The 25,663-nt window shown below is 43.4% G+C and carries 29 protein-coding genes; 21 read left to right on the forward strand and 8 right to left on the reverse strand.

Annotated elements, in window-relative coordinates:
- The first annotated feature begins 62 nt into the window (after positions 1–62).
- The 3 genes from lptE to R2Q26_RS02110 all read left to right on the forward strand — a co-directional run bounded on the left by lptE (position 63) and on the right by R2Q26_RS02110 (position 2,194).
- Complete coding sequence (lptE, locus tag R2Q26_RS02100; RefSeq protein WP_317534758.1) at positions 63–554, forward strand: LPS assembly lipoprotein LptE; 492 nt, start codon at positions 63–65, stop codon at positions 552–554.
- 51 nt (positions 555–605) lie between these two features.
- Entirely contained in the window at positions 606–1,625 is a 1,020-nt protein-coding gene (holA, locus tag R2Q26_RS02105; RefSeq protein ID WP_317534759.1) for a DNA polymerase III subunit delta, read from the forward strand.
- 152 nt (positions 1,626–1,777) lie between these two features.
- A complete protein-coding gene (locus R2Q26_RS02110) occupies positions 1,778–2,194 on the forward strand; it encodes an OsmC family protein (protein ID WP_317534760.1) in 417 nt (138 codons plus the stop codon).
- Positions 2,195–2,625: 431 nt separating this feature from the next.
- Here R2Q26_RS02110 and R2Q26_RS15420 read toward each other — a convergent pair whose 3' ends face one another.
- From R2Q26_RS15420 to R2Q26_RS15430, 3 genes are all read right to left on the reverse strand, one after another.
- On the reverse strand, positions 2,626–2,793 hold the full coding sequence (locus tag R2Q26_RS15420; protein WP_411182305.1) for a hypothetical protein: 168 nt from the start codon (positions 2,791–2,793) through the stop codon (positions 2,626–2,628).
- A 38-nt stretch (positions 2,794–2,831) separates the two neighbouring features.
- Complete coding sequence (locus R2Q26_RS15425) at positions 2,832–3,545, reverse strand: pentapeptide repeat-containing protein (protein ID WP_411182306.1); 714 nt, start codon at positions 3,543–3,545, stop codon at positions 2,832–2,834.
- Positions 3,546–4,394: 849 nt separating this feature from the next.
- The gene (locus R2Q26_RS15430; RefSeq protein ID WP_411182307.1) at positions 4,395–4,508 is read right to left on the reverse strand and encodes a transposase; all 114 of its coding nucleotides are present in this window, start codon (positions 4,506–4,508) and stop codon (positions 4,395–4,397) included.
- A gap of 103 nt (positions 4,509–4,611) precedes the next feature.
- Here R2Q26_RS15430 and R2Q26_RS02120 point away from each other — a divergent pair, with 103 nt between their 5' ends.
- Entirely contained in the window at positions 4,612–4,923 is a 312-nt protein-coding gene (locus R2Q26_RS02120; RefSeq protein ID WP_317534762.1) for a hypothetical protein, read from the forward strand.
- A 227-nt stretch (positions 4,924–5,150) separates the two neighbouring features.
- Here the strand turns inward: R2Q26_RS02120 and R2Q26_RS02125 are convergent, their stop codons facing one another.
- On the reverse strand, positions 5,151–6,317 hold the full coding sequence (locus tag R2Q26_RS02125) for an acyltransferase (protein ID WP_317534763.1): 1,167 nt from the start codon (positions 6,315–6,317) through the stop codon (positions 5,151–5,153).
- Between the two features lie 699 nt (positions 6,318–7,016).
- Positions 7,017–7,448 carry a hypothetical protein gene (locus R2Q26_RS02130; RefSeq protein ID WP_317534764.1) on the reverse strand — a complete coding sequence of 144 codons (432 nt, stop codon included), beginning with the start codon at positions 7,446–7,448 and terminating at the stop codon, positions 7,017–7,019.
- 920 nt (positions 7,449–8,368) lie between these two features.
- Here R2Q26_RS02130 and R2Q26_RS02140 point away from each other — a divergent pair.
- From R2Q26_RS02140 to R2Q26_RS02215, 16 genes are all read left to right on the forward strand, one after another.
- The gene (locus tag R2Q26_RS02140) at positions 8,369–9,061 is read left to right on the forward strand and encodes a response regulator transcription factor (RefSeq protein ID WP_317534765.1); all 693 of its coding nucleotides are present in this window, start codon (positions 8,369–8,371) and stop codon (positions 9,059–9,061) included.
- A 268-nt stretch (positions 9,062–9,329) separates the two neighbouring features.
- A complete protein-coding gene (locus R2Q26_RS02145; protein WP_317534766.1) occupies positions 9,330–9,524 on the forward strand; it encodes a Flp family type IVb pilin in 195 nt (64 codons plus the stop codon).
- Positions 9,525–9,582: 58 nt separating this feature from the next.
- On the forward strand, positions 9,583–10,104 hold the full coding sequence (locus R2Q26_RS02150; RefSeq protein WP_317534767.1) for a prepilin peptidase: 522 nt from the start codon (positions 9,583–9,585) through the stop codon (positions 10,102–10,104).
- A gap of 370 nt (positions 10,105–10,474) precedes the next feature.
- On the forward strand, positions 10,475–11,281 hold the full coding sequence (gene cpaB, locus R2Q26_RS02155) for a Flp pilus assembly protein CpaB (protein WP_317534768.1): 807 nt from the start codon (positions 10,475–10,477) through the stop codon (positions 11,279–11,281).
- Between the two features lie 28 nt (positions 11,282–11,309).
- The gene (locus tag R2Q26_RS02160) at positions 11,310–12,914 is read left to right on the forward strand and encodes a type II and III secretion system protein family protein (protein ID WP_317534769.1); all 1,605 of its coding nucleotides are present in this window, start codon (positions 11,310–11,312) and stop codon (positions 12,912–12,914) included.
- 13 nt (positions 12,915–12,927) lie between these two features.
- A complete protein-coding gene (locus R2Q26_RS02165; protein ID WP_317534770.1) occupies positions 12,928–13,248 on the forward strand; it encodes a tRNA dimethylallyltransferase in 321 nt (106 codons plus the stop codon).
- 58 nt (positions 13,249–13,306) lie between these two features.
- Complete coding sequence (locus tag R2Q26_RS02170) at positions 13,307–14,665, forward strand: Tad domain-containing protein (RefSeq protein ID WP_317534771.1); 1,359 nt, start codon at positions 13,307–13,309, stop codon at positions 14,663–14,665.
- Positions 14,666–14,670: 5 nt separating this feature from the next.
- Positions 14,671–15,153 carry a TadE/TadG family type IV pilus assembly protein gene (locus R2Q26_RS02175; RefSeq protein ID WP_317534772.1) on the forward strand — a complete coding sequence of 161 codons (483 nt, stop codon included), beginning with the start codon at positions 14,671–14,673 and terminating at the stop codon, positions 15,151–15,153.
- Positions 15,150–15,617, forward strand: coding sequence for a pilus assembly protein (locus R2Q26_RS02180; RefSeq protein ID WP_317534773.1), 468 nt, complete (start codon positions 15,150–15,152; stop codon positions 15,615–15,617). The genes R2Q26_RS02175 and R2Q26_RS02180 overlap by 4 nt, the downstream gene beginning before the upstream one ends.
- Positions 15,618–15,663: 46 nt before the next feature.
- Positions 15,664–15,834 carry a hypothetical protein gene (locus R2Q26_RS02185; protein ID WP_317534774.1) on the forward strand — a complete coding sequence of 57 codons (171 nt, stop codon included), beginning with the start codon at positions 15,664–15,666 and terminating at the stop codon, positions 15,832–15,834.
- Between the two features lie 63 nt (positions 15,835–15,897).
- Entirely contained in the window at positions 15,898–17,061 is a 1,164-nt protein-coding gene (locus R2Q26_RS02190) for an AAA family ATPase (RefSeq protein WP_317534775.1), read from the forward strand.
- 57 nt (positions 17,062–17,118) lie between these two features.
- Positions 17,119–18,498: a CpaF family protein gene (locus R2Q26_RS02195; RefSeq protein WP_317534776.1), complete on the forward strand. Its 1,380-nt coding sequence runs from the start codon at positions 17,119–17,121 to the stop codon at positions 18,496–18,498.
- Between the two features lie 19 nt (positions 18,499–18,517).
- Positions 18,518–19,495 (forward strand): type II secretion system F family protein, encoded by a 978-nt coding sequence (locus R2Q26_RS02200; protein ID WP_317534777.1) that lies wholly within the window; start codon positions 18,518–18,520, stop codon positions 19,493–19,495.
- A 319-nt stretch (positions 19,496–19,814) separates the two neighbouring features.
- Positions 19,815–20,756 (forward strand): type II secretion system F family protein, encoded by a 942-nt coding sequence (locus tag R2Q26_RS02205; RefSeq protein WP_317534778.1) that lies wholly within the window; start codon positions 19,815–19,817, stop codon positions 20,754–20,756.
- A gap of 13 nt (positions 20,757–20,769) precedes the next feature.
- Positions 20,770–21,294, forward strand: a complete 525-nt coding sequence (locus tag R2Q26_RS02210) for a tetratricopeptide repeat protein (protein ID WP_317534779.1) — start codon at positions 20,770–20,772, stop codon at positions 21,292–21,294.
- Between the two features lie 3 nt (positions 21,295–21,297).
- Complete coding sequence (locus R2Q26_RS02215) at positions 21,298–22,443, forward strand: LytR C-terminal domain-containing protein (protein ID WP_317534780.1); 1,146 nt, start codon at positions 21,298–21,300, stop codon at positions 22,441–22,443.
- Positions 22,444–22,672: 229 nt separating this feature from the next.
- Here R2Q26_RS02215 and corA read toward each other — a convergent pair whose 3' ends face one another.
- The 3 genes from corA to R2Q26_RS02230 all read right to left on the reverse strand — a co-directional run bounded on the left by corA (position 22,673) and on the right by R2Q26_RS02230 (position 24,484).
- Positions 22,673–23,746 (reverse strand): magnesium/cobalt transporter CorA, encoded by a 1,074-nt coding sequence (gene corA / locus R2Q26_RS02220; protein ID WP_317534781.1) that lies wholly within the window; start codon positions 23,744–23,746, stop codon positions 22,673–22,675.
- 228 nt (positions 23,747–23,974) lie between these two features.
- Positions 23,975–24,133: a hypothetical protein gene (locus R2Q26_RS02225; protein WP_317534782.1), complete on the reverse strand. Its 159-nt coding sequence runs from the start codon at positions 24,131–24,133 to the stop codon at positions 23,975–23,977.
- 153 nt (positions 24,134–24,286) lie between these two features.
- Entirely contained in the window at positions 24,287–24,484 is a 198-nt protein-coding gene (locus R2Q26_RS02230; protein WP_317534783.1) for a hypothetical protein, read from the reverse strand.
- Between the two features lie 482 nt (positions 24,485–24,966).
- On the opposite strand from R2Q26_RS02230, the gene R2Q26_RS02235 reads away from it, so the two are divergent.
- Positions 24,967–25,656: a VIT family protein gene (locus tag R2Q26_RS02235; protein WP_317534784.1), complete on the forward strand. Its 690-nt coding sequence runs from the start codon at positions 24,967–24,969 to the stop codon at positions 25,654–25,656.
- Positions 25,657–25,663: the final 7 nt, after the last annotated feature.

The raw sequence follows: 25,663 nt of genomic DNA on the forward strand, positions 1-25,663 counted from the left end.
TTATTGATGAACGAATAGACTCAAATGATGGTTTTATACTAGAAATAAATAGCATCCATATCATGAAACCAATCCGTGCCTTTCTTGCTATTAGTCTTATGCTCGCCATAACTGCCTGCGGTTTCCATTTGCGCGGGCAGATCTCTACCCTTCCGTTTGATACTATTTATGTCGCTGCACCACTTGGCCACCCTATCAAGCTGGATATAGAACGGGCCATTCGTGTCAGCACCAAGACTAAAGTTGTTGATAAACCAGAAAAAGCTCAGGCGATACTTCAGATCCTCAGCGCGGTCAACGAGAAGAAAATATTATCACTTTCAATTGGTGGGCGTGTCAGGGAATTTCAGTTGGGCTATCGCGTTTCTGCGCGCCTGCTCGACTCTCAAGGCGCAGCACTTACACCCGTGGAAGAGATTATTCTGACACGCGTACTTCCTTTCCTCGATGCACAGGTGCTGGCCAAAGCGGCAGAAGAGGAAATGCTATACAAAGATATGCAGATAGATGCCGTGCAACAGATAATTCGACGAATGGCTGCAGTCAAACTTTAATGATTATTTTTAAAAAGCGTTAATTCTTGTGTATCTCTAGTAAATTGATTTATGAGTATTACCTCTGATCAACTGTTTCGTCAACTGCAAAAACAGCTCATGCCGCTTTATACCATCACTGGCGACGAGCTGTTGCTCGCAATGGAAGCAGCGGATGCGATTCGCAATCACGCTCGACAGCACGACTACACAGAACGCGATATATTTACGGTAGATCATCGCTTCGACTGGTCAAATCTACAGCGCTGGAAGAGTCAGTCGTCATTATTTGGAGAACGGCGAATACTTGATCTGCGTATCCCCACGGGCAAACCTGGCAAAGAAGGTAGTAACGCTATCGAAGCACTTTGTCAGAACCAATCTGCTGATACCATTACCCTCATCATGCTGCCTAAAATCGATAAGCAGACACAGGCAAGTAAATGGTTTAAGACGCTCGAACAATCAAGTGTGATGGTCACAGCTGATCCGATAGAATACTCTCGGCTAGCAAACTGGATACAGCAACGTCTCGATATCCAAGGGCAGCAAATTGCACCAGATACCTTGCAATTCCTCGTAAATAAAGTAGAAGGCAATCTTCTCGCTGCTCAGCAGGAAATCAAGAAACTCGCCTTACTCTATCCTTCTGGCATACTTTCTTTCGAGCAAGTCAAGGATGCTGTGCTTGATGTCGCACGCTATGATGTATTCAGCCTGCCCGAGGCCATGCTGACAGCAGATACCGTGCATTACACCCGTATCCTGGAAGGGTTGCAAGGCGAAGGCACCCCCCCTCCCCTGATTCTGAGTACGCTAACTGAACCCATCCGCACGCTGCTGCTCATTCACCAGGCGCTCGATGCAGGTAAGCCACTTGCACAAGCGTTAAAAGACAGCCAAGTTTGGAATCAACAGCAGAAAATCATGACGGTCGCTGTAAAACGCTTGCCCTCTCGATTACTGTTACAAGCCCTGTTACACGCAGCAAGTATAGACAGAATTATCAAAGGTATCGCCCAGGGTGATATTTGGAATGAATTACTGCAGCTTGGCTTGCGCCTCACAACGCGTCAGTCTTTTATGCATTAATCCATTTCTAAACAAACATGACGCAAGAGCGAGCCGCAGACAGTATTAATAATACGGCAAGAAGAAGCCGACAAAGTCAGGTTTGATTTAGAAATGGAATAACAACGCGATTGATCGCAAAAATTCCCTCTCACAGAAACTCAGGAAAAAATATGAAAGCACGTATTAAATGGCAGGATGGTATTAGCTTTAGAGGTGAAACCGAAAGCGGACATTCCATATTAATAGATGGCGCGCCGGATATCGGTGGAAAGAATCTGGGGCCACGCCCGATGGAATTGATCTTACTGGGACTCGGTGGCTGCTCTTCTATTGACGTTATCCTGATTCTGCAGAAAAGCCGCCAGGAAGTTACCGATTGCGTCGTGGAAATCGATGGCATCCGCGCTTCTGAAGATCCCAAAGTATTCACAGATATTCATCTGCATTTTATCGTCACTGGGAAAAACCTGAAACCTCAACAAGTAGAACGGGCGATCAATCTCTCCGCAGAAAAATATTGCTCAGCCTCTATCATGTTAAAGAGCACTGTCAATATTACACATGATTTTGAAATTATTGAAGAATAGCTTTGTAGACTAAAATGAAATGAAAAAATACGCCATAGTCAATGTTATTGTCCAGTTTCCACATATAAATAATACAGTAAGGAGAAGCCGGCAAAGTCAGATTTGATTTAGAAATGGAATAATTCAATCTCACTCGCTTGGTCAGCTGATTACAGATCCTGCTGCTGGTGGCAATGATTGCTACCTTTGTACTCTGATTGCTGGGAATGACTGCACGACATGGTAACCGGCATCTATACTATATCAGGCGAACCATGTACTCTCGGTTATCTACTTTGACCTAAGTTCAACCAAAAGGCTTGAATAAGGCAGTAACTATCTTAAATCAGATAGTTACTGCTGACGTTGAAGGTTAGTAATTTCCTAGGGCTCCATCAAACTCTGAACCCAAACTTCCTAGAGGGGACATAATCCCCTCTTTTGATACGCTATTAACCCTCCCCAGTATTGACATTATCCCAAGTGGGCGACTGACCTACCACCTTAATCGATACATCATCGCCAAAGTTGACGATGAAGTTATTAGCCTCAACCTGGACGTTGGTAATATAACTAGCCAGTTCTTCACGTGTTAAACCATATTCAGTGAAATCCAGCATATCTTCCGATGCATTAAAGTTGTTAATTGTCCAGTGTCCTAGATCATGGAAAACAAAATTATCTGATCCATCTTCACCCTGGGAATCTTCTCCCGGACGACAATCAACATTTTGACCTGGACCAGTTGCGACTGGACCAGTTGTGCTTGGATCAGTTGCGCCTGGATCTGTTGTGACTGGATCAGTTGCGCCTGGATCACCTGCGACTGGACCAGTTGTGCTTGGATCAGTTGCGCCTGGATCAGCTGCGACTGGATCAGTTGCGACTGGATCAGTTGCGCCTGGATCACCTGCGACTGGATCAGTTGCGCCTGGATCAGCTGCGACTGGATCAGTTGTGACTGGATCAGCTGCGACTGGATCAGTTGCGACTGGATCACCTGCGACTGGATCAGTTGCGCCTGGATCAGCTGCGACTGGATCAGTTGTGACTGGATCAGTTGCGACTGGATCAGTTGCGACTGGATCAGTTGTGACTGGATCAGTTGTAACTGGACAAGTTGCGACTGGACCAGTTGTGCTTGGATCAGTTGCGCCTGGATCAACTGCGCCTGGATCAACTGCACCTGGATCAACTGCGCCTGGATCAACTGCACCTGAATCAACTGCACCTGAATCAACTGCACCTGAATCAACTGCACCTGGATCAACTGCACCTGGATCACCTGCGCCCGGATCAGTTGCGTTTGGATCAGTCGCACCTGGATCAGTTGCGTTTGGATCAGTTGGGTTTGGTTCGCCCACAGCGACATTATCCCAACCGATCTGATCAGGCTGTACACCTGCCAACGTAATCGTTACATTATTGCCAAAGTTGACGATGAAGTTATTAGCCTCAACATGGATATTTGTAATTAAATTAGCCAGTTGTTCCTGTGACGTTATACCAAGGCTATTATCGAATACCAGCGTATCTCCTTGTTGCGGATTAAAGCCATCGATATGCATATCCCTTCCCAATTCACGGATAATATAACGATTTGCTTCACCTCCACCAGGGTTCGCTTCGCCTGGAAGTACGGTGACATGGCCATTGTCGGTGATATGATTATTGTTGGTGATATGGTTATTGTTGGTGATATGGTTATTGTTTGTACTCATCTTATTCTCCTTTTATTGCAAACTAATACTAATTAAATAACTTTTATTAACTACGTTGATATTAAGAATTGCTATATCCAAATTCTTCTTTGCCTCCTTTAATGTATATAAAAGTTGCAATTTATAAGATGCAACATTCATGCCAAAATATATTACATATATTATTCAATATCTTACGTTGCGGCCTTAGAAGAAAGTTACAAAAAACGTCGTTAACAATTAATTAATTTTTATACATGATATGTATATAATGCATAACGCTATGTTTTTAAAAGATTTATTATGTCGCAAATTAACGATACATTTTCATGCTTAACATATAACCATATGTTTTTAAATGATTTATTCTGTCGTTAATTAGAAGAAGATTATAAAGGGCTCAATCGAGTAGAAAGGGATCTGACCTTGAAGAATCCCCACGAATATGTGAGTAATTTCAATAAATTATCGTATGTTTTAGTTAAGAATGAGGATCCAATCGGTAATTGCATACTATGGATTCAGCCGACCAGAACATAATTAGTTTCAAGCAGCACAATAATTTTTAGCTTAAACAATTCGACATCTCTAAAACCAAAAGCCATTTTGTGCAATGTTTTGATCTTGTTGTTCATGCCTTCTTGTTGTTAATACCTTCCAATGGTCCGGTTGATAAATCAATAAAATCGAAATAGGTAAAGATGCCATCCTCTGCAGTGAGTTAATACCGCTGCAGCCATGCAATATGATGGATTGAAATACAGCAGTGACCATCACGATGCCTTTCACCTGGCACATCTGATGCGACTGGGCATCTTGCCAACGGAGTATATTTATCCCGGAGGACAACGAGCGGTCAGAGATCTGATGCGACGGCGCTGTGTGGGTAGCATCCGCACCAGCAATGGCAAAAAGAAGGGAGTGGGCAATGCTAAAGTAGACAGCAAATGCCGCTTCAGGGCTTTTTCTGAAGCAGTCTATTTTGCTTTACGCTTTGAACTATTGACGCAACGGTTCTATAAACGAAAAAAAGTCAAAGCGCTCAGTTGAGCGGACTGGAGTGTGCGGTTTTGCGAGTGCGGAGCAAGGCGCAACGATGCGGAATGGTCGTTTCATTCAAAGGAGTTGCAACGAGCCATGTACTTGCAAAATCGTGCAATCCACATCGAAGCATAAGCACTTAAAAGGTGTGAGTGAAATTTACAAAAAATATTTTTTAAAAAATTAAAAGTAAAGTTAACAAAGAGATGCTTCTTTATGTGAATCGTGCATTAATATCACGCATGTTTGGTTGCATACTTAACTTCAATTAAGCTATTAAACCGAACGATAATCCATTTACGAGCTGGCATTTCCAGAAATCGATAGCTCCAAACTGAGATTGGAATAACCAAAACCAATAAACAAGCAACGAACAGCATCGACCCCATTGCACTACTTTGCAATGATAGTCCTGTATAGTACTCCCAGTCATTCTGAGCAATAAACTTGATGAGATAATGCCACATATAAATGGAGAACGAGAAAAGTCCAGCAGTGTAAAGAGGGCGCGTGGTAAGCAATTTGCATAAAGCACCACGATCTTCCCATGTAACCAAAACTATCAATGCCATCAATCCTATAGAGATAACATCAGTTATGCCGAAGTGAAGAGCCAGCAAAAGTGTAATACTTGCTTCTATCTGGATATACGTTAAATAGTGGTCTGGAATAGAAGAAATCAGCCGACGCATCAAGAACAGCACGATTCCGATCAAAAAAGCTGATGCAGCACGCACGGCAGACAAACGAAAGTTCTCATCAACATCGCTATTAGTAGCCATTGAAAAAGAATAGTAAAACAATACAACGAATGACAACACAACTAAGACTAATTTCCTATCCTTACCATCTATAGCAAGAAGAGCAGCAAAGATCAGATAGCAGAAAAGTTCTGCACTGAGAGACCATGATGGGAGATTCCATGTCACCCAATCAAACATACCCCAGGCATGAACAAGGAATAGATTGGCTATCAATGCTTCTGCACTTCGTAATGAGTCATCAAACACGCAGCAGAATTTGCTTTCCCAATCCCAGTTAATCAGTGCAGCCAAGAAAAAGAATAAAAAGACTGCTACGAGTGATATTAGATGTAACGGATATATTCGCGCAAATCGAGCAATCAGATAGTGAGTAATTTCACAAAAGGCGCGAGGCTTGGGATGTTCGATACGATAGATATATGACATCACAAAACCGCTGAGGATAAAGAAAAAATCAACCCACAGATAACCTTTCGAAAGGAAGGATGTCATCTCATCTGGATCAATGGATGGGTGGATAAATGATCGAAAGTGAACAAGAACAACTATTATAGCTGCCCATCCTCGGAGGCCAGTGTGAGAGCGAATCTCTTTCATATTTAACATTTGAATCATAAAAGAAGATCTTTCAAGTGACAATATTTTTTACCGAATCGAATCAGTTAGCAGTTTTTAATTTTTTTTAAATTTAATAGTTATAACTTGATTTTACGATTATTAACTTGATTAAACAGTTATCAGAATGAATCTATTTCATACAAAAACAATATTTTTATATCATTAAATTAATTCTTTTTTACAAGAATCTTCACAAATTTATCATTATGATACTTCTAAGTTCTAAAAAGCAATATGTGTGCCAATATATATTCATTCTTTATTATCAAAGATATATTTATCATTTTATGATTAATTCATGAAAATATTGTCGTTAATAATTGAATAATCATCATTCATTCATGAATAATATCTTATTTACCAAAGGTTTATTTTGTCGCTAATTGGAAACATGACATAAAGAATTTCTGGAGTTATAAACAAATGCGATGAATGGAGATTTAAGCGGTTACTTGTTTTTTGATCTCCTGTTTGTTTAACGCCGCTAACAAATATAACACCGGAGATGACATCTGCTAACAACTTATCCTATTTTCCTTAGTTGAAGCCTCTTAATATTTGCACTTTCTCGTTACCAGGAAAAAAACCTGAAACCTCAACAAGTAGAACGGGTGATCAATCTCTCAGCAGAAAAATATTGCTCAGTCTCAATCACGCTAAAGAGTGCTGGCAATATCACACATGATTTTTAAATCATTGAATAAAAGCTAAAAAATAAAATTATCGTGAAGAAATATGGCTCAAATAATCGCCATCGGTACCGCTAGATAACCCAGGATCTATAGGCCCAATTCCCTGGAAAGTAAAATCTCCGGAATTTCCAAGGTTGTCTGTCCAAGTGCCATTAAGTGAAACCGTGTTTAGAGACACAAAAAATTGTGTGTGAAACCTGTTAGGGAAATGGGTAGTAAACCCAAGATGAAACTTATTAGTAGAACGGTTGAGATTTGCTGCGCCATGTGATGGCGTTTCAAAGGTAGCAATTTTCTGAGTACCCGTAAGTTCAAAAACAAATCCTTTATCTTGGATATCGAAACACAAAACATCGACAAAAGGGTTAAGTCTCCAGCAAAACACTCCCAGACTTTGGCCGTAGCTAGTAATAGGTAACAATAGTCCGACAAAATGAGCTAAAACAATTAACCTTTTCATCTTTATCCCCCAAACTATCTTCCGCCGATGCTCTTTCATAAAGGACGCGAGAAAAGCAATTTCTTCTTCACATGAAAGATTCTCACATCGTCATCCACCTCGCCATCACAATACCTTCTTTCATAAATTGCATCCATTATTCCACTTATTCCATTTTTAAACCAAACCTGATTTTGTCAGCTCTCCTTACCGTATTATTTATACTGTCTGCGCTTGCCTTCGCATCATATTCGATTTGGAAAAAGAATAAGGTGAAATAATCAGCTGACATTGCGCTGTATGTACCTCATTTATTAATTCAATCTCACGAAAAAAATATGTCGTTATGAAATGACATCTGTTATTGCCGAATATAAATGGACACAGTATGATGTTTGCAATCACCACACCAATTTGAGCAAATGGCCACATTCTGGAATTATTTGTAACTATGAGAAAGATGTATATGCAAATGAAATTATTAAGAAAATATAGCTTGATTCTAAGCAAGATAGCTGACAAGACTTGATGATTAGGGACGAAGCTGGCTTACCTGCCGATGAACCGAAAATAAGCAAACCTGTTCTTCCAATTCCCTGCGACACACTATGAGAAGGGTATTTTGATTGCGATTAGTAACCTGCCGTTCGGCCAGTGGAATGCAGCCCTTGTTCAGGAAGCACACGCGCCCACGCCTTATCTGATCTCGTGTTGCACCGTGCGTGCGCATTGTGCCAATTACTGGGCAGGCTACTGATTAAAGCACCAATGGGTGATATGTATGACAAAGGTTAAATGAAAGATCTTTTTATTATGTAAATAGCATGATAAGGTAAGGTGGCATATCAGAATTGATTCGGAATTCACTGAAATGACTCTGTCAATTTTAAATCGGCTTTGACAATACACGCCCCTCATTCAGTCAGACAGGAGTAATTATCTTGATTTTACTTGCCAGTTCATCTGAAAATAAACTTGCTCATTGGAAGCAAGGATTATCGGATATTTATACTCCGTACTGCTTGACAAATCTGAATCCCCTCAGAAATGAACTGATAAGAAAAACACCCGACATCCTTTTACTTGATTACGACTTACTCGGTATAGATAGCTCTCAGACAATTGAAAGCCTGCTGACGCTGAGCCCCAAAACCCGCATCATATTATTAAGCTCTGGCATTTCTGATGAAAATGAATGGAAATTATTCAAAGCGGGAATTAAAGGATTTTGTCTAGATATGACCCCCCCCGAACAAATCAGGCGCGCAGTTGAAGCTGTCCGGCGAGGTGAATTATGGATACGGCGCCAACTGGTACAGCGTATGCAGGATGAGCTGGCTATGGCCATGCAGGAAAAAAAGCACATTGAACGTGCAGTAAATAGCCTGCTTGAAAATTTAACCAAACGTGAATATGAAATCGCCATCCTGGTGGGCCGCGGTGAAAGCAACAAGCAGATTGCCAGACAACTGGATATTACCGAACGAACTGTCAAAGCTCATTTGACTGAAATATTCCGCAAGCTGGCAATTTCAGATCGAATCAAACTGGCCTTGCTCGTTAAAGATACCGCCGCCACCTCGAATCAGGTATTTGACGATAATGACAGCGATTATCCCACTATCTCTATCTGATGCTGCATTCATAAACTGCTAAAAGGATAATAGATGCATCAGCGCATAAACCTCATACCTGCCAGATGAATTATTTTATCTGAATTATCCTAAAAATTGCTTTTAGGATAATTGTGGCTTGTTTCCTTTTTTATGTTATATGGATATATCCAGCTGCTTGCAGATTACATTAAAGTATAATAATCTTGTGTCGTTATAACCAATATAAGTAACCTTCCTTCAAGAATCCTTCAAGAATCACTTTTTTATAATAATAGCAAGAAGAAACATGATGACCAAATTGATCCAATCTATAAAAAAATTCATTAACGATGAGAAAGGAATGGGCGCCGTCGAGTATGCAATAATTATTGCGATAATGGCAGGGGCAATTACACTTTTATGGCCTAAAATCCAAACAGCATTAGGAACAGCTATCGACAACGTCAGTACACAGATCACCAACACACCAAAACAACAATAAATAACAAAGATTAAATTCGCCATCCGGTTAATGCTGGATGGCGTTTGGGAAGAATGGCATGGATACATTAAATAGCGCCATTTTGATAGCATTATTATTTATTGCAGCCTGGTACGATGTTCGTCAATACTGTATTCCCAATGCGCTGGTTCTTTCAGGCACCATTATCGGTGTGTCACTCAATGCTTTGCTCCCGCAAGATATAGGTGGCTTAGGCATACTCACATCGTTGGCAGGATTAGGTGTTGGCCTGGTCGTATTACTTCCGCTTTATCTGTTACGCGCCATGGGTGCGGGTGATATCAAACTGATGGCGATGATCGGTGCTTTTGCAGAGCCCGCTAGCATGTTAAGCATCACATTGTACGTAATGCTGGCAGGAGGCGTATTAGCAATACTCGTCGTATTATCGAAAGGCAAGTTACCCAAACTTATGAATAATTTCAAGGTCATGTTGCTGGCTGGTCCATCAGCTGCAAATCTTTCTACCATCGACGACCTCCCTGAATCGGCTGGGAAGTTACCCTATGGTGTAGCTATTGCCATTGGCACCCTTGTTTATCTGGTGACAACTCCTTAAGGATAGCGTACATCTAAGCTGAAAAGCTGAACTTGCGATCTGCATCTGATCAGAAAAAGATAGAAGTACAAAGGTAAGCATCGAAAATATGATGATTTGCATAGGATTTCTAAAAAAGCTAAAAATGATCAGCTGTTTAATGTCAGCTCGAACGGTAAGCTTTAGTAATCAATTACTACATTCTTATGATAGTTCTATGTCATCTTTCTGATGACATAACCACAAAATAAGATGCTATTTCTGATTTATTTCAACTTCACATTAACGTCATTTTCAATATATTTCCCCTGTCGACAGGATGCTGCCGCATTAATCAAGCAGCAATGAAATACAAAATTCATAACCCAATTAAGCAATAAACGGTATACCAATGAGAAACACAGGTGCACTAGGAATGATCGTGGTTTCGCTATTGTTAGGCATTGCTGCGGTAGTGGTGGCGGGAAAATGGCTCAACGAACGCGCCAATTTACAAGCATCCAAAATCGTTGTAGCTGCCCACGATATCAACGTCGGAACACGACTCACCTCCGATTTGTTAAAAACAATCGACTGGCCAAGTAGCAGCATCCCATCTGAATCATTCAATGATATCAAATTGCTCGATAGTCGCGTCGTCAAGATCAATCTACACCGGGGTGAGCCGCTACTTGAAAGCAAACTCGCGCCAGAAGGCGCTGCTGGTGGATTATCAGGTGTCATTGCTGATGGCAAACGCGCCATTACCGTGCGGGTAAATGATGTAGTAGGCGTGGCTGGATTTGCGCTGCCTGGTAGTCAGGTAGATATTCTGGTCAATATTAAGGATGATCATCAGAATCCCATTTCCAAGATCGTGCTGGAGCAGATTCTAGTATTAGCTGTGGCGCAGGATCTCGGCCGTGATGAAACCAAACCTAAAGTAGTCAATGCCGTCACGCTCGAAGTGACGCCGAAGCAAGCAGAAAAACTCGACCTGGCACGCAGTGTCGGCACATTATCGCTGGTATTGCGCAATCAGTTCGATAGAAGCCTCGGTTCAACCGATGGCATACGCACGGAAGAATTACTCGGAACAAAAGTCGCAACCACTGAAACCAATCCAGAAGTCAAGGAAAACGTCGTTTACAAACCTGTTGACACACCCAAGCTATCAGTCGAAATCATCCGGGGACTTCAAAAAGCCAACGCACAATAAATAAAAACAAATAAAAAAGGCAAATTCAATGAAATTGCACCGACAATCTGATTTCACCACGACCTTACTCTGGATGGTCACATTGTGGACAATCAGTATTTCAACAACGCTGGCACAAAATACAGCATCCATTCCAACTAACCTTAAAGTAATCGATATGCCGCAGGCAGCGTCCAGTATGAATGTGACGCTGGGTAAATCTACCTTACTTAGGCTGCCCTCACCGATTTCACGCATATCAGTCGGCAACCCTAACGTGGTCGACATCATGATGATCAACCAGAGTGAGGTGTATATTCTGGGCAAGATGATCGGCACCACCAACATTATCCTGTGGATACGCAACGAGCAAACTAGAGTAATCGATGTGACGGTTCAAATGGATGCCGCTGCGCTGCAAGCTAAATTGCAGGAAATTATGCCGGAAGAGAAAGAGATCAAAGTTACGGCTGCAGGTGATTCACTGGTACTTTCCGGCACGGTGTCTGACACTACCAAGGTCGATCGCGCAGTTACTCTGGCTGACGCCTATCTCCGTACCTCTGTACTGGGTATGATGATGGGTCTCCAAAGCGACAGTCAGGCGGGTAGCGAGCAAGGCACTCAATCTGGTCAGGGAGGAATGCAGGGAATGCAGATTTTACGGCAAGGCATACAAACTGATGAAAATTCCGCTGGTGCTGGCGCTGGTTTGGGCAGCATCAAAATCATCAATTTGCTGCGTGTGCGCGATAACCAGCAAGTTATGCTGGAAGTCAAAGTAGCTGAAGTCAACCGGACCATCGCGGAAAAACTCGGCTTTGATTTTGCCCGGGCAGCCAGAAAAGCCGGCAGTGCCTGGACCCAGGTTATGGCCGGGGTGATTGGCGGCGGTGCTGCTAATCTGCTGACGGCGAAAAATTTGAATGCCAATATCAATTTAGGTTTGCCCAGGGTTACGAATGCCACTTTTGAGGAAGCGACCTCTTTCCTCATAGATGCCGAGAAAAGAGACAAGCTGGTCAAAATCCTGGCTGAGCCCAATATCGTCGCGATCAGTGGACAGGAGGCGAGCTTCCTCGTTGGCGGTGAAATCTTGATCCCTATTCCCAGCGCCAATCAGGTAAGATTATTGCCCAAAGAATTTGGTATAGGAGTCCGTTTCACACCCACGGTACTCGAAGAAGGCCGTATCCACCTAAAGGTAAGCCCGGAGGTATCGGAACTGGTGGAGATTACCAATGTGGCCTCTACCGGATTAGGTCAAGTTCTGGCAGTGCCCACTTTTACCACTCGGCGCGTTTCAACTACGGTTCAACTCGGCGATGGCCAATCGCTCGCTATCGGCGGATTACTCCAAGATAATTTCAAAGAACAAGTCAAGCGCTTCCCGGTACTTGGCGAAGTACCCATATTAGGCACACTATTCCGCAGCAGTGATTTTCAGGCAGATAAAACAGAATTAATGATCGTAGTGACACCACGCCTGGTAAAACCACTCGAGCCAGATTACCCCTTACCAACCGATGCATTCATTACGCCTGACCGCAGTGAGTTCCTGATTCATGGCAAAATGGAAAGCGCATCCGAACCAGCACAACCTGCCAGGATAGGTTTTCCGCAGATCGAGCATGGTGGCTTCCAAATGAAATAAGGAGAAGAACGACATGAAAACAATCGCATCCCCAAATATTTCAGACCCACTCTTAGTCCTATTGCTAGCCATTGTTGCCTTGGCAGCAGGGTGCGTGCCCATCTCCCCACGACTGGATGCACGATTTGGTGAGGCTGTCAGCATTGCCAAGGCTCAGCAAACCATCAACCCAGAAGCATCACTCAATACGGAACCCGTCAAGGGCATCAATGGTCAGGTTGGTGATGCCATTTTTGATCATTACCGCAATTCGTTCAGAAACCCACAACTAATGCAGCGAGGGGCACCCTCCTCTCTAACGTCCGGTGGAGGTAGCGGCAATTCAACACAGTAGTGGCAATGAGGCCCTGCAACATGCCACACAAGATACATTCGTTACCAAGAAAAAGCTTATGAATTGCCCCCCGCTTGAATTACTCACTCGCCGAAATGATCTTCCTCCGCAGAAAGAGAGGGGGGTTGTGGCTGTAATCGTCGCATTAACGCTGGTCGGACTGATTGGTTTTGTCGGCCTGGCGCTTGATCTGGGTAAGCTTTTTATCGTCAAAACCGAGTTACAAAACAGCGTAGACGCTTGCGCATTGGCTGCAGCGCGTGAGCTGACTGGCTTCAATCTCAATCAACTTGTACTGGCAGAGGCAGCTGGAAGATCTACCGGAGAACGTCACAATGTCTATTTTCAGGGTGAGAAAATTAACATCAGCAGCGTGACATTCAGCGAGCACCTGGCGCCCTTTGAGGATCTGTCTTCATCTGCCACTGGAAGCGATGCAGCTCGGATGCACTACGCACGTTGTGAAGCCACTCGCACTGGCATTGCCAACTGGTTCATCCAAGTATTGAATCTCATGCCGGGTGTTGCCATTGGCGATCAGACCGTTGCAGCAAATGCGGTGGCTACTCTTGCAGCAGGACAAACTGTCAGCTCTACTGATAGTGCCCCAATAGCAATTTGCAATACTGAGGTTCTGGATAGTCAGGGAAAAGAAATGACTTCGCAAATAGGTCAGTGGTTACAGCCTGTTTCAAAAGTCGCTGGTGGTATGACAGGGAATTACGGGTGGGCAGATATAGCCCCGGGAGTTGGTGGTAGTGGAGCATCCAAGCTTAGTAATCAATTGACCGCCCGCCAAGTTTTGTTCACTACTCCTGCTATTGGTTCACGACTAGGAGCGACAGGATTCTCTCCCTCGTTAGCTGATGCCTGGAATACCCGTTTTGGAATTTACTCTAACAGTTTTCCAGCAAGCGACGTAGCAAATAAGGTTGGAATACCTGATAAAAGTGGTTATGCTTATACCACTGTTTCCTATCCAGCAAAACAAAATGCATTTATTAATGATTTTATAAACAAGAGAAGCGCTAATGAGCCCTATCAAGGTCAGGTTAATAAACAAGGTACGCTTGATGGTAAACTTGATCCAATTACTGGTCTCTCTATAAAAGGAACGCCCCAAAACAATGCTTTCCTTCAGCAATATGGAAGTAATCGTAGAACAGTTACTGCTCCTATCATAGACTGCCAACAATATCAGAAAAATCAAGCCGCACCAATTGTAAATTGGGCCTGTATTTTCATGTTACACCCCATCGCTGATAATGCCTCTATTCCAAAGAGTGCACAATATGAGTTTATGTGGGTAGAATTCTTGGGACTATCAGGAAATGCAAATAATCCTTGCACCTCCCAATCCGGCATACCCGCAGGTCCATCTGGCACAGGTCCGAAGGTGCCTACTTTGGTGAGATAGTGATCATGCATCGACAGCGCTATAAGTTACCAAAAGCAGTGAGAGGTGCAGTGGCGGTGGAACTCGCGCTGCTATTGGTTCCGCTGCTGATACTCACATTTACAGCTGCTGAATATGGTCGTGCGCTGTATCAGTACAACACGCTTGTCAAGGCAGTACGCGATTCAGCGCGACATCTTTCACAATTCGATCCAACAGATACAAACGCTTATTCTAAAGAAGTAAGTAATGCCAAATGCCTCGTGGTCTACGGAAATCCCACGTGCATAGGACAAGTTCTGGCACCTGGATTGACTGCTAACATGGTGTCGATCAATCCCATCACTACCACAGCGACAGCGGGAACATCTACTATTACGCTGACGCTGGTAGAGGTCAAAATTACGGGCTACATCTTTAATTTTTTACTCGATCCGCTTGCACTTCTTGACAAGGGTCAGAATTCGCTAACATTTAATAATATTCGTGCAACGATGAGGCAATTATGAAAGCACCTCAACGAGTTGGTACAAAATGCACATTAGCTCACCGCTTTAATCAGCGCGGAGCTGGCGCTGTTGAATTCGCCTTGATTGCCTCTCTGCTGTTCACCCTGCTGTTTGGCATTATAGAAATGGGGCGGGTGTTGTTCTACTGGAACACTGCGACGGAAGCGACACGGCTGGGGGCGCGTCTGGCTGTCGTGTGTAATCAGAATGCCGTCGATACTATCAAGAGCAAAATGCAAGCAATGCTTGGCGTGCTGAAACCCGGCAATATCGCAATCGATTATTTACCTAGTGACTGTGATAATAAAGAAATTTTCTGCAGATCGGTCACAGTCAGCATCGCCGGATTAACAGTATCAACCCTGATTCCGCTCATCCCTCTCGACATCGAAATGCCACCATTTAGCACGACGTTACCGCGTGAAAGTATGGATAACACCAATCCGGATTGCAACCTAAATTAATTATGAATAATTCATTTTTAATTATGAATAATTCATTTTCCAGATCATGGTCAGACTAATTCGGCAAAATCCTATCGTTCGCGGTGAGCTTGTCGAACCGCGTGACTGCACCAATACTGCCATCCGACCGCTCAACGGCCTTCGACTGTTCGACAAGCTCACCGCTCAGGCGGAACGGGATAGTTTTGCAAACACAAATAAGGCAAGAAGAAGCTAATAAAATAGCTGGCGATTTGGAAATCAACAAAATAACTATACCAGTGAACCGAGGAGCTAACAATTGAAAATCGCAATCATTGCACATGATCAGCAATGTCTGGGTGATATTCAGAAATATCTTGCAGACTCTAATATATTGCATTCCTTAGTAGCGATAACAGGCGGCGTACAGCAAATTCCGGGGTTCATTGAGCAGGAGCATCCAGACTTACTAATACTGGAAGGCATACAGCTTGATCCAGCGGAACAGCAGCTATTGAGTCTGGTCACTTCCCGCTTTCCTGAGTTGGGTGTCATTATGGTGTGTCCGCTACAGACACACGAATTTCTGCTTGAGGCTATGCGTGTAGGTGTGCGTGAAGTCGTCACCACTCCTGTCAGTCAGGATATGCTGATCGATGTAATCGAGCGTTTCCGGCAAAGAATGACGCTTGCCAAAGCACCTTTGCAGGATGAGAAAGTACTGGCATTCATCCCCTGCAAAGGAGGAAGTGGCGCAACTTTCCTGGCCAGCAATATCGCCTATACCCTGGCATCATTGGAGAATAAGCGAGTCATATTATTTGATTTCGATTTGCAGTTTGGTGATGCCCATCTATTCATACACCATAATAGTTCACCTCTAACTTCCATTGCCGATGTGACGCAACAAATCCACCGGCTGGATGGCTCATTTCTATCTTCAAGTTCGATTCACGTGCTGCCTAATTTCGATGTGCTATCTGCGCCGGATGAACCTTATAAGGCAGCAGAAATAAAGCATGAGCATGTTAAATTGCTGATACAAGTAGCGAGAAAACACTACGATTTTGTTATTTTGGATGTCGGAGGTTCGTTTGATGCCATTTCAATCCAGTGCCTGGATCAGTCTGATTTGATCTTTCCCATATTCCAACAGCCACTACCATTCATCCGGAATACGAAGCATGTTATCAATACCCTCAACTCATTAGGGTATACCTCTAACAAAATCCGCTTGATCGTAAATCGCTTTGATAAAAAAGATGACATTTCACTTGCCGATATAACGAGGACTTTACAATTGGAAATATTCAAGGCAATTCCTAACGACTATAGCATTGTCGTTGAATCAGTCAACCAGGGTATACCCGTTGTTAAGCTGGCACGACGTAGTCCAGTAGCAAAATCATTGCAGGAAATCGCACAAGAGCTTGCTCGAAGGAATGTCCAAAGCGGGTTACTCAGAAAGTTATTTTCTTTTTAGAACAGATGCAACCTATCCCATGAAAAATCATTTATTAATTTTTAGGGAACATTCATCATGTCAATACTACGAGATCGCCTTCAAAGTATAGGCACAACCAATAATACAGCATTCAACCTGCCAGCTACTACAGCAGTGAGCAACCATGCAGCTTTACAGGATCATGCCGAATACCATGAATTAAAATCCCGCATCCATGAAGAACTGCTTGACCGGATGGATTTAATTGTCATGGAAAATATGCCGCAGGAACACTTGTTAGCAGAAATCAAGAATCTGGTAGAACGATTATTGATTGAAGAACGAACCCCGATCAATGACGTCGAGCGTCAGCGTATCATTCAGGATATTCAGAACGAAATACTCGGATTAGGCCCACTCGAGCCGTTGCTGGCAGATCCCACCATTTCCGATATTCTGGTCAATACACACCGTCAAATTTATGTGGAAAGACGGGGAAAACTGGAGCTCACCGATATTCATTTTGCCAATGAAAGTCACTTGAGAAAAATAATCGACCGCATTGTTTCTCGGGTTGGACGTCGGGTAGATGAGTCGAGTCCGATGGTCGATGCGCGGCTGCCAGATGGTTCGCGTGTCAACGCAATTATTCCCCCACTCGCTCTCGATGGTTCATTACTCTCTATCCGGCGTTTTGCCGTTATCCCGCTCAAAATAGATGATCTGATACGCCATAAATCGATGACACCTGAAATAGGTGAAATTATCAGCGGATTGGTTAAGGCAAAATGCAGTATCCTGATTTCTGGCGGTACAGGCAGTGGTAAAACGACATTGCTCAATATCATGTCCAGCTTTATCCCTCCCTCCGAACGAATCATCACAATCGAAGATGCAGCCGAATTACAATTACAACAACCGCATGTAGTTCGACTGGAAACACGCCCACCCAACGTAGAAGGCAAAGGTGAAATATCACAGCGTTCACTGGTGCGAAATAGTTTGCGAATGCGCCCTGACCGGATCATCATCGGTGAGGTACGAGGTGCGGAAGCATTCGATATGTTGCAGGCCATGAATACCGGTCATGAAGGTTCCATGGCTACAGTGCATGCCAACACGCCGCGCGACGCGTTGAGTCGAGTCGAGAATATGGCTGGAATGGCCGGACTCAGTCTGTCTCCTAAGGCCATCCGCCAGCAAATTTATTCGGCAATTGTTGCGGTTATTCAAGTCTCCCGCCTGCCAGATGGTAAACGTAAGGTTCTGAGTATTCAGGAAATTACCGGTATGGAAGGCGATGTTATCACCATGCAGGAAATCTTCGTGTTTGAACAAACGGATATAGCAGCAAATGGAACCGTACAGGGATATTTCCGTGCGACCGGCATCCGCCCCCAGTTTGCTGAGCGCTTAAGAGTATTTGGTATTTCCTTGCGAGACAATCTATTTGATCCTTCTCGACGATACGAATAGGGAGAAAAAAGTAATATTCATGGATTCGCTTCTTTATTATCTGTTTATAGCATTTGCTTTTCTTTCAGTCGTACTGCTACTGGAAGGAAGCTACTTGATTTGGCGCCACCATCAGGGACCAAAGGTGAAGCGTATCAGAAAACGCCTTCATGAAGTCTCCATGAATCGAATGGATACACCCAATACTCATCTGCTCAAGCAACGCTTATTGAGCAACTCCCCTCTGCTGCACAGACTGCTGCTGAGAATCCCACGTATCTATAGCCTGGATCGATTATTACTGCAATCCGGTATGCCACTGACGGTTATCCAGTTCATAAGCTACAGCGCCATGACCAGCGCGGGTGCCATGGCAGTTGCAACGATACCGGGCTTTCCATTCCCTGTCATTTTGCTGTGTGCGGTGGGAGGAGGTCTGATTCCCTATTTCTATGTACTTAGAGCAAAAAACAAGCGTTTAAAAATAATTGAGCAGCAATTGCCAGAAATTATTGATCTCATGTCACGCACGTTAAAAGCAGGTCATGCTTTTCCAGGCGCATTACAAATAGCTGGAACTGAAGGTCCTGAACCAACTGCGAGCGTATTCCGCCATGTATTCGACGAAATCAACTTTGGTGTTCCAGTGCAAAATGCACTCATAAGTCTCACAGCACATATTCCAATCACCGATTTACGATACTTCGTCATTGCAGTACTGATCCAGCGCGAAAGCGGCGGTAATCTGCCAGAATTGCTGGAGAAAATCAGTGGATTAATTCGGGCGAGACTCATGCTGCATGATAAAGTTCGCGTACTATCGGCAGAGGGGCGGCTATCCGCCTGGATCCTTTCATCTCTTCCTTTTGCAATGGCATTATTACTTAGTATCATTAACCCAGATTTCATAAGCGTATTGTGGAAAGATCCTATGGGATTGGTGATTATTGCTATTACTCTTGGAATGATGATTGTTGGTATTTTCGTGATGTCACGCATCATCAAGATCCAGGTATAAATTGCGCTAGTAGAGAAATAAAACTGGATAAAAAATATACCATGAATCTATTTCTATCGGCATTAAACCTAGATTCCTCAGCTGATCGCTTATGCTGTTATTAACATTATGAATATTCTAACATTTTCTATAAATTTCATTCGCACCTTTCAGGTGTTTACGCTCCGGTGCGGATTGCACGATTTCGCAAGCACATGGCTGCGTTGCAACTTCTTGGAATGGAACGACCATTCCGCGTCGTTGCGCCTTGCCCTGCACTTGCAAAATCGTACACTCCACCTCGTCCAGCTGAGGAATCTAGGTTAAAGGCGATCAAATTATGATTTCTGCACAAACCATTTTTTTGATCGTGATTTTTATAGCAGTTGCTGGCATTGCTTATGGCGTGATGGCTGCATTTGCACATCGTTCTACCCAAACCCGGCTGAAGCAAATTGCGGCGAAGGGTAACGTACCGAATAAACGTAAAAATGAAGCGTGGAAAGAAGCGATTCTAAAGTTATTGAAGCCATTAGCTAAATTCTCAATACCCGATGAGGATTGGGAAAAATCTGCTTTCCGCGCCCGTTTTATGCATGCCGGCTATCGATCAAACTCAGCACCTACCATTTATTTGGCCATCAAAACACTACTGAGTTTGGCATTGCCAGGACTCTTTTTGCTTTCAGGGGGGATTATTTGGCTGGATTTAGATGCAAATGATGCCGTGCTGGTGCTGTTAATTTTGTTGGCAGTTGGCTATTACTTACCGAATGTCGTACTGGATCGCATCATCAAATTGCGTCAGCGTGAGTTGTTCGAGAGTTTTCCCGATGCGATTGATTTGATGACGATATGTGTCGAAGCAGGACTTGGCCTGGATGCAGCGCTCGCCAAAGTAGGAGAAGAAATCAAGCTCAGCAGCAAGGTATTGGCCGAGGAAATTCATCTGGTTGGGTTGGAATTACGTGCCGGCTTACCCAGGGAAAAAGCGCTACGCCATCTTGCCTTGCGAACCGGGATCGAGGAGATCGAAGCATTAGTCGTTATGCTCATTCAGGCAGACCGTTTCGGAACGAGCACGGCAGATTCCTTACGCATATATTCCGATATGCTGCGCACTAAACGCCGCTTGCGTGCTGAAGAAGAGGCTGCGAAAGTCGCAGTAAAACTGCTGTTTCCTCTCATTTTTTTCATCTTTCCCGCATTATTAGTCGTGTTATTAGGGCCCGCTTTTATCAGTATCTCTCGCACTTTACTCCCTGCGCTTGCAGGCCAATAAAGGGGACTATGTTATGTTTAATTTAAAACAACTACTGGGGATACTGACCTGCCTGTTCCTGTTAGCAGGGTGCGCCAGCCAGCAAAACAAAAATCAATTGGAATCAACTGGTTCAACTGGTAATGGCGGAAAAGTCAGTCAGCAGATCACCCATGATCTTGAAGCAATGTATCAATCAGGACGCACATATCAGGAGGAAGCCAGTTTTCCAGAAGCTATCACTACCTATGAAAACATTCTGGCTATCGATCCAGATTATGCTGAAGCATACAATGGCCTCGGTGTCATTTATGCCATCCAGGAAAAATTTGAACCCGCCCTACTGCATCTGCAAAAAGCCATTACCTTAGAGCCACTGGCATCTCATTTACATAATAATCTGGGTTATACCTATTTATTGATGGGGCGGGAAGCTGAAGCCATCAGATCGTTTAAACAAGCATTGCGACTGGATCCTGGAAACCAAAAGGCACGCGCCAATCTCACTGCCATCCACTACAAGAACAGGACAGATACTACAAGTACCACAAGAGAATAAACCATGGGCATTAATAAACTAAGATTCGCATGGGCATTGTGCTGTCTGGCTGTTTTGACCAGCTGCTCATCCTTCTATTCAAGTAAAGATTATTCAGCGCTGCACATCAAGCCGATGATGAATGTTCAGCATGCAAATGCGAGTGATCAAAATCTGTATCACCTGGGACGGTACTACCATAGGAAAACCAGTTATGCAAAAGCAATTGAATTTTATCAGAAAGCGCTTGCAGTCAATCCTGATTATGTGGAGGCGCACAATGGCTTAGGCGTTATCTATTCGACCCAAGGGCAACATCAGTTAGCGTTAGAGCATTTCCAAAAAGCAATTAGAATTACACCTACAGCAACCTACCTGTATAACAACCTTGGCTATGCCTATCTAATACAAGGTCAAAATAGCGAAGCAGCGGCGGCATTCCAAGAAGCCCTCCACTTTGATTCCCACAATTATAAAGCGCGCCAGAATCTGGCAATGGCTCACAAACGCATGGGATTGAGCGAAAAAATGGCGGCTCCTTTAACCATCACGCAAGAACCTGCGGTCATTAACGCCAACATCTCACAGACATTAACAGCACAGCAAAGTCCCAGTCAGCAGAACTCTAATCAACAGCAACTCGTGCAGGTTGCACCTAACATTTATGAATTCAGAATAAATCATGAAAACCACCAGATTGCACCTATTGCAACACCAATTTCAGCACCAGTTACCGTGTCACTTACTATATCACCTACTCACCTGCCCCCTATCGCCTCTGATCACACAAAAGAATCCACTCCTAAAAATTCGGTAACATCAATGCAACATAAACGTATCGAAATCTCAAATGGCAATGGCGTAACCGGTATGGCCAGAAATATTGCAACCTTTCTGAAACAATTTGGATTTGATGATGCGCGCCTTACCAATCATCAAACATTCCAGCACGCACAAACTGAAATATATTACCGCACAAACGCGCATACGTTTGCTGAGCAGATCAGTCAAATCATGCCAGGTCAAGTCAAAATGATTGAAAACAATGGCCTAGATGAGGATACCCATATAAAAATATTGCTAGGAAAAGATATTGCAAATGAAGTTGCTTATTTCACCAAGCAAGGACGTATTCGGCTTACTCAGAATATGATGGCAATTGCACCATAGTATTTTTCAGAGAGTTAGCTCCTTTGCTATGTTGGAGCATTTAATCCCATTTCTAAATCAAACCTAACTTTGAAGAAACTGACATCGGCCTTCGACTGTTCGACAAGCTCACAGCTCAGGCCGAACGGCGCTTTTGTAAATGTTTTGCTGGAACGATCTACTAGTCAGTATAAATTTCTGATCACTAGCTTAGGCCATACCAGATGGAGTGGCGTGATCTGTGGTAGAACTATAGCCACCGCTTTTTCTTAAAGTAGACGAGCATGACCGCTCCTACTCCAATCATGATCATCCAGACCAGCAGATAACCATATTCCCAATCAAGCTCTGGCATATATTTAAAATTCATGCCATACACGCCGGCAAGAAAGGTTAATGGCATAAAGATGGTAGCAATAATCGTCAGCACTTTCATGATCTCGTTCGTCCGGTAGCTGACATTCGAGATATACAGATCGAGCATGGTAGTGAGCATATCCCGGTAAATCTCGACACTGTCAATGGCTTGCACGACATGATCATATACATCAAGCAAATAGGGAGTCGTCACTTCATGAATCAACGGTGATTCCCGTCGTGAGAGGGATGAAATTACTTCGCGCAACGGCCACACGGCTTTATGTAAAAACAGGAGCTCCCGCTTCAACTGATAAAGCTGCTCTATAACATTTTTACCAGGCCGGATCATTAACTCCTCTTCCAAAAGATCAATCCTATCGCCAAGTTTTTCAAGAATGATGAAATAGTTATCTACCAATGTGTCCAGCAGCGCGTAAGCAAGATAGTCGGTATCCATCTTCCTCATTTTCCCTTTTCCATTGGGTAGATGGTCACGAATTAAATGGAAAACATCTTTTCTGCTATCCTCCTGAAAAGACAGCAGGAATTTCTGTCCTAGAATAATGCTGATCTGCTCTGGAATGATTCTGTTTTCCTTCTCGTCATAGGAAAGCATCTTGAGAACGATAAAGAGGTAATCACCAAAATCCTCACATTTTGGCCGCTGTACGATGTTCATCAAATCTTCGGTAACAAGCCGGTGGATACCAAAACCTTCACCCAGCTTCTCAAGCATAACGGGATCATGCACACCATCGATATTGATCCATGTGACGGTAGACTTACGTTTATAGGGTAAGCACTCATCTATTCGCTTGAGTGTATGCTCCTCAAAGCTCTGCGCGTCATAGTCGATGAGCGTGATATTGATACTGTTTTTCTCCCTTTCCCCTGTGTACAGCAAGGTCTCAGCGGGTAAACCAATCTTTTTTGTTCTGCGTCTAGTTGCCCTGGATTTATACATGAGGATATTCTTCGGAAGAATCAATCACAATTTGATGATTGTTTGATGATTACATCTTATAAGGAACTGCATTGATCCTGATGGCGAATAAGTCTGTACTATCCGTCAATGCTCATCTCACTGCATGGTGAATAAACAATACTATCACCCTGCAGGCAAGTAAAAATTGTTAAGAATATGCAAAACGGAGCGGATGACTGCTTACTTATCCGCTCACTTCTAATAAAATTAATCTAATCCCAAAGAATCGAGCGTTATCCCAATCTCTTCGTAATTCTCTTTGAGGAATTCAATTTCGTCAATTATCTTCACAACCTGGCTAACCGGAATGATGTCATCGTCTACATCATTAACATCAATATCATCAAAAGAAAGTTCCTTGTCCATTGCAACAAACCTCCTTACAACAAATAAAGATGGAAAATCAGCTTTACTCTTTACTTAGATTTATAACATAAAGAACAAAGATTATGAGCGAATTACACTCACAATTTGAAGATTTATATGAAAAAAGTCAATACTTAATTGCTATAGGACCATTCAACCTAAAAACCGTAGTTGGACGGGGTGGAGCGTGTGGTGATCCAGGTGCGAGGCAAGGCGCGATGAGGCCGCAGGGCCGCCCCCTGCAACGAAGAGCAACGCCGCATTCGCGCCTGGAGCGGCATACGATACACCTCGTAGCGGCTTCACCATTCTGGTGAATGAAAAAATTTCGGAAATGCTTCTATATGTCATGTGCTTAGCTCTCCAATTAAGCGGTCAACTACAGTTTTTAGGTTCAAGCACTGCTACCGCAAAGCGGCAAGATTCTAAAAAATCTGATTTATTTGATCGTATTATTTTAACCTGGGTTCCTCAGTTGGGCGGAATAAAGTGGGTGGTTTTGCGAGTGCAGGGCATGGTGCAACGACGTGGAATAATCGCTCCATTCCAAGGAGTTGCAATGCAGCCATGTGCTTGTAAAATCGCGCAATCTGTCCTGTAGCGGAAACACCAGAAGGTGAGAATAAAATTTATAGGAAAGATTATTATATTCATAATGTTAACACCAGAACCAGCAATCAACTGAGGAGTCCAGACTTAATATTTGTTATATATATTCATTAAAAATTACGTATGAAAAATTCTTTTATAAAATCGTCCTGCTCACCAGGATTTTTTATCTTTTTATGAAAATCAGGACTTTTTCAATCTATTACAAAATCTAATTAATATTCATGGCTCATAAAGAAGATCATCGCTCTCACCGTACTGGGTGGTTACGCGCTGCTGTACTAGGCGCTAATGATGGAATTGTTTCTACAGCTAGTCTTATTATCGGAGTAGCAGCTGCCCACATAGGCCGGGAGGATATTCTTCTGGCAGGGATAGCAGGTCTTGTTGCCGGAGCTATGTCCATGGCGGCTGGAGAATATGTCTCTGTCAGCTCACAGGCAGATACAGAAAATGCCGATATTGCACTTGAACAACGCCATCTCAAGGAAGATCTTGATTTTGAATTCGAGGAATTAGCAGAGATCTATATCAAAAGAGGGATTCAACCGGAGCTAGCAAAGCAAGTAGCTAAGCAATTAATGACTCATGATGCATTGGGAGCTCATCTCAGAGATGAATTGGGCATTTATGAGCGTATTAGCGCAAAACCCATTCAAGCAGCTTTTACCTCAGCGGCGATGTTTACCGTTGGTGCTGCAATGCCTCTTATAGCAACTTTTGCTGCACCCACAGCTCAAATTATTCCTATTGTTGCCAGCTTTTCTCTTTTTTCTCTGGCTATTTTAGGTGCGCTGGCCGCTTATTTGGGGGGTGCAAATATTTTGAAAGGCACAATCAGGATAACTTTCTGGGGAACACTTGCCATGGGGCTTACTGCTGCAGTAGGTAGACTATTCGGTATCGTTGTCTGACATCTGA

The sequence above is a fragment of the Nitrosomonas sp. Is37 genome (assembly GCF_033063275.1).
Taxonomy (GTDB): domain Bacteria; phylum Pseudomonadota; class Gammaproteobacteria; order Burkholderiales; family Nitrosomonadaceae; genus Nitrosomonas.

Coding starts and splice junctions, on each gene's coding strand:
- lptE (WP_317534758.1), top strand. CDS start 63: ATGAAACCAATCCGTGCCTTTCTTGCTATTAGTCTTATGCTCGCCATA.
- holA (WP_317534759.1), top strand. CDS start 606: ATGAGTATTACCTCTGATCAACTGTTTCGTCAACTGCAAAAACAGCTC.
- R2Q26_RS02110 (WP_317534760.1), top strand. CDS start 1,778: ATGAAAGCACGTATTAAATGGCAGGATGGTATTAGCTTTAGAGGTGAA.
- R2Q26_RS15420 (WP_411182305.1), bottom strand. CDS start 2,793: ATGCTGGATTTCACTGAATATGGTTTAACACGTGAAGAACTGGCTAGT.
- R2Q26_RS15425 (WP_411182306.1), bottom strand. CDS start 3,545: ATGTCGCTGTGGGCGAACCAAACCCAACTGATCCAAACGCAACTGATC.
- R2Q26_RS15430 (WP_411182307.1), bottom strand. CDS start 4,508: ATGAACAACAAGATCAAAACATTGCACAAAATGGCTTTTGGTTTTAGA.
- R2Q26_RS02120 (WP_317534762.1), top strand. CDS start 4,612: ATGCAATATGATGGATTGAAATACAGCAGTGACCATCACGATGCCTTT.
- R2Q26_RS02130 (WP_317534764.1), bottom strand. CDS start 7,448: ATGAAAAGGTTAATTGTTTTAGCTCATTTTGTCGGACTATTGTTACCT.
- R2Q26_RS02145 (WP_317534766.1), top strand. CDS start 9,330: ATGATGACCAAATTGATCCAATCTATAAAAAAATTCATTAACGATGAG.
- R2Q26_RS02150 (WP_317534767.1), top strand. CDS start 9,583: ATGGATACATTAAATAGCGCCATTTTGATAGCATTATTATTTATTGCA.
- cpaB (WP_317534768.1), top strand. CDS start 10,475: ATGAGAAACACAGGTGCACTAGGAATGATCGTGGTTTCGCTATTGTTA.
- R2Q26_RS02160 (WP_317534769.1), top strand. CDS start 11,310: ATGAAATTGCACCGACAATCTGATTTCACCACGACCTTACTCTGGATG.
- R2Q26_RS02165 (WP_317534770.1), top strand. CDS start 12,928: ATGAAAACAATCGCATCCCCAAATATTTCAGACCCACTCTTAGTCCTA.
- R2Q26_RS02170 (WP_317534771.1), top strand. CDS start 13,307: ATGAATTGCCCCCCGCTTGAATTACTCACTCGCCGAAATGATCTTCCT.
- R2Q26_RS02175 (WP_317534772.1), top strand. CDS start 14,671: ATGCATCGACAGCGCTATAAGTTACCAAAAGCAGTGAGAGGTGCAGTG.
- R2Q26_RS02180 (WP_317534773.1), top strand. CDS start 15,150: ATGAAAGCACCTCAACGAGTTGGTACAAAATGCACATTAGCTCACCGC.
- R2Q26_RS02185 (WP_317534774.1), top strand. CDS start 15,664: ATGGTCAGACTAATTCGGCAAAATCCTATCGTTCGCGGTGAGCTTGTC.
- R2Q26_RS02195 (WP_317534776.1), top strand. CDS start 17,119: ATGTCAATACTACGAGATCGCCTTCAAAGTATAGGCACAACCAATAAT.
- R2Q26_RS02200 (WP_317534777.1), top strand. CDS start 18,518: ATGGATTCGCTTCTTTATTATCTGTTTATAGCATTTGCTTTTCTTTCA.
- R2Q26_RS02205 (WP_317534778.1), top strand. CDS start 19,815: ATGATTTCTGCACAAACCATTTTTTTGATCGTGATTTTTATAGCAGTT.
- R2Q26_RS02210 (WP_317534779.1), top strand. CDS start 20,770: ATGTTTAATTTAAAACAACTACTGGGGATACTGACCTGCCTGTTCCTG.
- R2Q26_RS02215 (WP_317534780.1), top strand. CDS start 21,298: ATGGGCATTAATAAACTAAGATTCGCATGGGCATTGTGCTGTCTGGCT.
- corA (WP_317534781.1), bottom strand. CDS start 23,746: ATGTATAAATCCAGGGCAACTAGACGCAGAACAAAAAAGATTGGTTTA.
- R2Q26_RS02225 (WP_317534782.1), bottom strand. CDS start 24,133: ATGGACAAGGAACTTTCTTTTGATGATATTGATGTTAATGATGTAGAC.
- R2Q26_RS02230 (WP_317534783.1), bottom strand. CDS start 24,484: ATGACATATAGAAGCATTTCCGAAATTTTTTCATTCACCAGAATGGTG.
- R2Q26_RS02235 (WP_317534784.1), top strand. CDS start 24,967: ATGGCTCATAAAGAAGATCATCGCTCTCACCGTACTGGGTGGTTACGC.